At 75.7% G+C, this 912-nt stretch carries 1 protein-coding gene; it reads right to left on the bottom strand.

Features of this window, described 5'->3' with window-relative positions; all coding sequences use genetic code 11:
• On the bottom strand, positions 1 to 912 hold a 912-nt coding region (locus AE652_RS42205), incomplete at both ends, for an FUSC family protein (protein WP_199823239.1).

Here is a 912-nt window from a genome sequence, read left to right as displayed (position 1 = left end):
CGCCCGCCCGAGGGCCCCGACCGCCGCCCGGGCCCGGTCGATCTGGCGCCGGCTGACCCCGGCCAGCCCGGTCTCGTGCCGGCCCGGTTCGGCGTCGGCCCGCTGCATCGCCTGGATCAGTTCGGACCGCGCCTCCCGCGAGTCCAGCAGCGCGCTCCGCACGACCCGCCCGCGCGGCGCCGCCGGCTTCTCGTAGCAGGCGATCACCGCTCCCGCGTACCGTCCGGCGGCCGCCAGCCACTCGGCGAGCCGTTCGCCGAGCCGGGCGGTCTGCCAGGTCGGGAACAGCGCGTACGTGACGAGCGCGATCGACCCGCCGAGCAGGGTGAGCCCGACCCGTTCGAAGGCCGTCACCAGCGGGTTGCCCTCCTGCAGCCCGAGCAGGAACACCACGTACGTGGAGATCCCGACGGTGGTGAGCGCGTACCCGGTGCGGAACGCGAGGTACGCCCCGCCGATGCAGAGCACCGCCAGCGCGGCCAGCACCCATTCCCCGGGGTGGAGCAGCTGCACCACGAGCGTCGAGACGGCGACTCCGACCACCGTCCCGGCCAGCCGGGCGACGCCCCGGCTGTAGGTCTGCGCGAAGTCCGGCCGCATCACCATCGCGGCGGTCATCGGCGCCCAGTACCCGTGGTGGAACCCGACGAGCCGGGCCAGCAGGTAGGCGACGGTGACCACCCCGGCGAGCCGGACGGCGTGCTGGAAGATCGCCGAGCGCGGGTGCAGCTGCCGCCGGACGGCCCGCGCCGCGACCGGCAGCATCCGGGCGATGGTGGGCTTGCGCAGCGCCCCGCCGGCCCCGACCACGGGCGTGGTGATGGTGTCCTCGTCGTTGCGGTCCAGGGTGTCCGCGGCCTTGCGCAGCAGCCCGCCGAGCCGCCGGGCCCGGATGGCCACCTGGACGATCGT

Origin of the sequence: Kitasatospora sp. MY 5-36 (genome assembly GCF_001182915.1) — a bacterium.
GTDB lineage: Bacteria > Actinomycetota > Actinomycetes > Streptomycetales > Streptomycetaceae > Kitasatospora.
The sequence above is the reverse complement of the archived record's forward strand: the minus strand, read 5'-3'. Positions and strand labels throughout refer to the sequence as shown.